Annotated in this window: 6 protein-coding genes; 2 read left to right on the top strand and 4 right to left on the bottom strand. The window is 36.8% G+C overall.

Annotation, left to right across the window (positions count from 1 at the left end; translation table 11 throughout):
- Window positions 1–234: 234 nt before the first annotated feature.
- Complete coding sequence (locus tag CK510_RS24925) at window positions 235–1,032, bottom strand: superoxide dismutase (protein WP_095724242.1); 798 nt, start codon at window positions 1,030–1,032, stop codon at window positions 235–237.
- Window positions 1,033–1,550: 518 nt separating this feature from the next.
- On the opposite strand from CK510_RS24925, the gene CK510_RS24930 reads away from it, so the two are divergent.
- Window positions 1,551–2,756 (top strand): serine hydrolase, encoded by a 1,206-nt coding sequence (locus CK510_RS24930; protein WP_095724243.1) that lies wholly within the window; start codon window positions 1,551–1,553, stop codon window positions 2,754–2,756.
- 254 nt (window positions 2,757–3,010) lie between these two features.
- On the opposite strand, the gene CK510_RS24935 is transcribed toward CK510_RS24930, so the two are convergent.
- A complete protein-coding gene (locus CK510_RS24935) occupies window positions 3,011–4,192 on the bottom strand; it encodes an aldo/keto reductase (protein WP_095724244.1) in 1,182 nt (393 codons plus the stop codon).
- A 287-nt stretch (window positions 4,193–4,479) separates the two neighbouring features.
- Between CK510_RS24935 and CK510_RS24940 the strand changes: the two genes are divergently transcribed.
- On the top strand, window positions 4,480–4,710 hold the full coding sequence (locus CK510_RS24940; protein WP_095724245.1) for a hypothetical protein: 231 nt from the start codon (window positions 4,480–4,482) through the stop codon (window positions 4,708–4,710).
- Window positions 4,711–4,916: 206 nt separating this feature from the next.
- Here the strand turns inward: CK510_RS24940 and rpiA are convergent, their stop codons facing one another.
- A complete protein-coding gene (gene rpiA / locus CK510_RS24945) occupies window positions 4,917–5,624 on the bottom strand; it encodes a ribose-5-phosphate isomerase RpiA (protein ID WP_095724246.1) in 708 nt (235 codons plus the stop codon).
- A 107-nt stretch (window positions 5,625–5,731) separates the two neighbouring features.
- Window positions 5,732–5,939: hypothetical protein (locus tag CK510_RS33000; protein ID WP_211293297.1), on the bottom strand; the 208-nt coding region annotated here is incomplete at its 5' end.

Consider the following 5,939-nt stretch of genomic DNA (forward strand, 5'->3'; position numbering starts at 1 on the left):
AGGTTGTTTGAAAAGTCTTCTTCTATGTCATGCTGAGGAACGAAGCATCTCAGTATGTGGGCTAAACTCCAGATTCTTCGTTCCGCAAAGCTCCACTCAGAATGACAAATTATACCTTCCCAAACTTTTCAAACATGCTCTTAATACCAATTTAATATAGAAGATGCATAGAAAGAACCCCACCGTAATAACAGCGCTCTAACAGTGAGGTGGTGCAAAAAAGGTCTCTTTTGCCTATTTAAATTTCACTGCGTCTGCCAAACGTAGATTAATTTCATCCCAATTGAGGAGATTCCACCAAGCATCTAAATAATCTGCACGACGATTTTGATAGTTAAGATAATATGCATGTTCCCATACGTCATTACCCATAATAGGATATTTCCCTACACTGATGGGACTATCTTGATTAGCTGTACTGACAACTTCAAGTTTGCCGCTTTTGTCTCTAACTAACCATACCCAACCACTACCAAAACGCTTAGTTCCTTCTTCGTTAAATTTCTTTTTGAAGTTGTCGAAACTACCAAAATTTTCTTTGATGGCTTTTGCGATCGCACCTGTTGGTTCTCCTCCTCCATTAGGTTTCATGATACGCCAAAACATTGAATGATTGATATGTCCCCCTCCGTTATTTCGCACAGTGTTACGAATATCTTCTGGTACGCTGTTCAGGTTTTGTATTATTTGTTCGACGCTGGTGTTTTTAAGTTGGGGATGTTTTTCTAAAGCTGCATTTAGATTCTTGACATAAGTCGCATGGTGCTTGTCATGATGGAACTGCATTGTTTTAGCATCAATATGTGGTTCGAGTGCTTCGTATGGGTAAGGTAAAGCTGGTAGCTGGATTGTTCCTTTTATTTCTGCACTCTTCCCTGTTAGGATTGCTGTTGGACTTCCTTCTGGACTTGCTGCAACTGTCAAGGTATTCCGTACAGTAGGTTGATTTTCCGATGAGGTGCAACCATTCAGCAATAATGCACCTGTACTAGCGCCCAACAAAGATAAAAAATGGCGGCGATTTAAGCTCATAAATTTTAATCCGATAAGATTATAGGCTGCGAATTCAAGTTGATTTTACTTTCACCTTTTATTTTCCGAGATTTGGAGCCAAAATAATCAAATTTAGTAAAAAACATACTAACTATTATTTTCAGCTTAAAAGTGGTAATAATTAATACTTACATTAAATATTTGCAGATACGGCAGATTTTACATAAATCGAATACATTGGAAAATTCAAATGATTTTATTCACCCTACTGTATTGTATGTACATACAGTGTGCTGTAATTAATATTTCGCAGTCATGCTTACTTATACCATTTTAATATGAAGATGCATAAAATAACCCCACCGCCTGTGGCACCTCCCCTTGCTTTACGCGCTACTCTACGAGAAGACGTACCACTCCGTGGAAGCAAGCTACGCGCAGCGTGTCGCTTTGCGACTCAGCGTCTACCGCGTTCCCGCAGGGTAGGGGAGGTATATAGGGGTAATGTGCAGCTTTATATAGAATTAATATTAAGTAAACGACTTAATTGGTAAAAAATGAGTATAAATTTATTTTCTCACTGGCAAGTAGGTATCAGCTTATTCGCATTCATATTGATTTTAGTAGGAATTTGGCAGAAACAAGCTGTGCTTTCAATTATTGATACTTTTAGTATTTTATCTGACGGGAAAGAATGGGAATTACAATTAAGAACACCTGAAGCTGTATTAGAATATATTATTACCCATCCTGATGATGTTTCACTAGTTGCCTATGAAGTTGGTTATTCGGAGCAAGAAATTTTTTATAATTCTGATATCAAAAGACCACTTGCTTCAACAATTAAAATTATTGTATTAGCTGAATATGCACGTCAAATAAACCAAGGATTATTATCATCTCAAGAGTTGGTAAATATTGAAGATATTGATTTATATTATTTACCTCGCACAGATGGTGATGCTCATCCCTCTGCAATTACTGAATTGAAGCAAAAGCAATATATAAATTTAGCAAATCAAGTAGAATTACATCACATTCCTTGGGCAATGATTCGCTATAGTGATAATGCTGCAACTGATTATTTAATTCAACGTTTGGGGAGAGAAAATTTAAATAATCTTGTCTCTTCATTGAATATCAAAAATCAAGATGTTCCTTTACCAATCATCGGTCAAATTTTAACTTGGAGTAATCATACATCTAGCGATACTTTTACTGAAAGACTGCAAAAATATCAAGCAATGTCACCAAAGGAGTATGGAGATGAGGTTTATCAATTAACAGGAATCTGGCAAAGTGATGAAGAATTTAGAAGAAATCAATCAACACATATCACATCGAATAAATGGCTAAAGTTAAAAGAACAACAAGAAATAGCACATGCTTTGAATGGGAAAGGAACAGCTACTGGATATACTCAAATAATGGAGCGAATTTATCGGGGTTTATTAATATCCTCAGAAGCAGATAAAATAATGCGTCGATATTTAGAATGGACGATGGAAATTCCTAGTAATCAACAACGATTAGATGCATTTGGTGTAAAAAATGGTAGCTTGGCAGGTATTATTACCGAAGCTTGGTATCTAAAACCTACAAACGCAAATAATGCTAGAGTTGCAGCTTTATTTTTAGAAAATATTCCTCCAGGAGCATGGTTTAATTTACTACAAAATTACATTCAGCAAGAATTTTTATATAAACTGCTGACTGATGAAGATTTTTTTAATTTGGTTCGAGAGAAATTATTTGAAATTTGATCTAGTTCAGAATCAAATTCTCTAAGAGGGTGTTTATAAAATAATCCTTAAGCTCTAAAAGCCTTGATTTGTCATGCTGTTGGCGAAGCCTTCCCGTAGGGTAGCATTTCTAGACTACGCCGCAAACCCTAGATTCTAGCCTGCGGCAACGCGTAGCGCGTACGTTCCTCAGAATGACATAATTTTATTTATGAACACCCTCTAACAAATCAGGTATTTAATTCTCTGGAGAGGATTGGGGGATATTATTTTAATTAAGTACTTGATAATCTTTGTACAGTTTCTCCAGCTAAAATTTGATGTGTTTCAGCTAAAATCTGAGGAATTTTATCAGCATGAGGACTATTAATTAAACACTTTTGTAAGTCAATTTGGTTAATGCGATCGCACTTATTTCCCGGAAACCAATGACCTCCATTTCCTAATAAGTTATAGCGCATTTGAGCATAATCCAGCATATCATAAGCTATTGCTAAATTCCGCAACCATAAAATCATCGGAATGTTCACATTATTAGGTGTTTCTTCATGGGTTGGTAAATTTATATGCCAGGTTTTTGCCCAATCTTCTCCAAATACATTAATTAGTTCTTGTTCTAATCTAGCAATAACTGGTGGCAAAATTTCATCGACTTTATCTAACAAGTCTAACACCTTTAAATGTTCATCAAAATCACTTGCTTTCGCGGCTCCAATACTTAATGTATGCACATTTGTATGACTCAAACAAAACAAATCATTAAATGCAATTGGACTCAATGGTTTACATAAATCGACTAATTTTGCTGGTGGACTATACAACTTACCACCTTTATCAGATGGACTAATAATAAATACCCCCATATCATGACGGGTTGCAGCTTCAATTGCCTGCCAATTATTTTGATTTATATAGTACCAGTGGAGATTTACATAATCAAATTGATCCGTTTCAATTGCTTTTACAATTGTTTCACAAGCACCATGAGTAGAAAAACCAACAAACCTTACTTTCCCCTGTGCTTGCAATTTTCGTGCTACATCCAAACAACCACCAACACGCATGGTATTCTCAAATGTTTCAGCATTATTAATCCCGTGAATCCCTAATAAATCAACATAATCTAAATTAAGGTATGCTAAAGACTTCTCAAACTCGCTTTCAAACTCCTTCGGATTTGCTTTTGGACTGACTTTAGTTTGTACAATCAACTTATCCCGTGGCAAAGTTGGTAAAACCCTACCTAACTGCATCTCCGAACTACCATAACCACGGGCAGTTTCAATATGATTAATCCCTAGTTCAAAAGAATGTCGAATAGTCGCTTCGAGGTTAGTTTGGTTATCACTAGGAACCTGCGATTGGGGGACATCTTGCCATTTAAACTGATATCGCATTCCCCCACAGGAAAATACAGGCATTTGTAGTTCAGTGCGTCCAAATCTTCTATAAAGCATTTTGTTCTGCAAAAAGTAAATTTCAAGTAATTTATTCGATGTTTTCGTATTACATCATTTCATTATTCTTGGACTTTCTGTTACATCTGTTTCACTATTTAGATATTGTACACGTAGATGAAAATATTCCCAGAAAGAGCGCATTATTACGTAATTTCTCAATGGGATTCAGATTATTACGAAAAAATATATAGTGAAACAAGATAAATTATATTTAGTCATCAGGAAATGGTGGGATAACCCCTGAAGTAATTGTTTGTACAAGTAGTTAGTTTATAGAGGTTTCAATGCGAGGAAGTTCAGCAAATCAACCTGTAAATCAGTCAGTACAAGTGAACTCAAGAGTTGAACCTGAAATTTCGACTCATAATATTGCGGGTTATTTTGTATTGGGTATTCCGATAGTTTTGCTTATTAGTATAATTGGTTATAAAAAATATCGCATCGTTACTCTTCGTCGCCGCATTGAGAAGCTAGAACGCTTATGGCATATAGACATTGATAAAAAGACACATTGAGAATGGGGGAAAAGAGACTTTTAAATCTTAACTTGAACTTAGTAAGCTAAAAAGCACCTAAATCATATATTAAGGCAGGCAGGGATGCCCACCCCACAAAAATTATAATAATTTGGATTATATGATTTAAATGCGGAACAGCTTATTCTTCACGATGCCTTAATGCCCAATTCCCAGATGTTAAACCCAAATTTTAAGTCTAAACCTTAAATTTGTCGTACAGATGGCTTCCCGTCAATAACTTCGCCAATTAAGACGATATCCGCACAATTAACAAAAATTCCATTTTCCAAAACACCAGGAATATTATTCAGTGTTTTCTCTAGGTTAACGGGGTCAGGAATGTCATCAAATCTAACATCAATAACCATATTACCTTGGTCAGTGATGACTGGACCAGCTTTTCTTACACCCATACGGAGTTCGGGTTTACCACCGAGTTTTTTAATTGCGTTCATTACAGGAGTCATAGCCATTGGTATAACTTCAACAGGCACAGCAAAAGATGAACCCAGCTTATCAACCAATTTACCAGCATCAATAACCACAATAAACTGGTTTGCGAGATAGTCTACCACCTTCTCACGAGTATGTGCAGCACCACCACCCTTAATTAAATTTTTCTGTGGATCGACTTCATCCGCTCCATCAATGGCAATATCGATATGCGCGATCGCATCGAGTGTGGTTAAAGGAATGCCATACTGCTTTGCTAAAACTTCAGCCTGAAACGAAGTCGGAACCCCAACAATATCTTTGAGTTCGCCCGATTTGAGCCGTTCCCCAATATATTGAATAGCATAGGCTGTAGTCGAACCTGTACCCAAGCCAACAACACTATTCGACTTTACCAAAGCGGCTGCGGCTTTACCCACTTCCTCCTTCATTACCTTTACGGGGTCTGCTGCGGTCATTGCTAACTCCTGTCGATCTAATCTATAATCCATATCCTACGTTAATAATAGACATCGACCAAATTTAATCATGTGTTACCCAGAACCATTGTAGAGACGTAGCAATGCTACGTCTCTACGTCTTTTCCGGAAATGTCTAATGAATGAGGAATAAACAAAAAATTTATTCTCAATCCCCTGATTAACAAGCTTGTTCTGTTTAATTCCCCAGCAATAGAAGGGCAGCGTGCAAACTTTGCCACTGTCCGTATCCCCGTGGCAAGATTTGCGTTTTGTGTCGGGGTAAAATCCTCCGTTCGCGCTACTCTACGAGAA

Origin of the sequence: Brunnivagina elsteri CCALA 953, from assembly GCF_002289455.1 — a bacterium.
Taxonomy (GTDB): Bacteria; Cyanobacteriota; Cyanobacteriia; order Cyanobacteriales; family Nostocaceae; genus Brunnivagina; species Brunnivagina elsteri.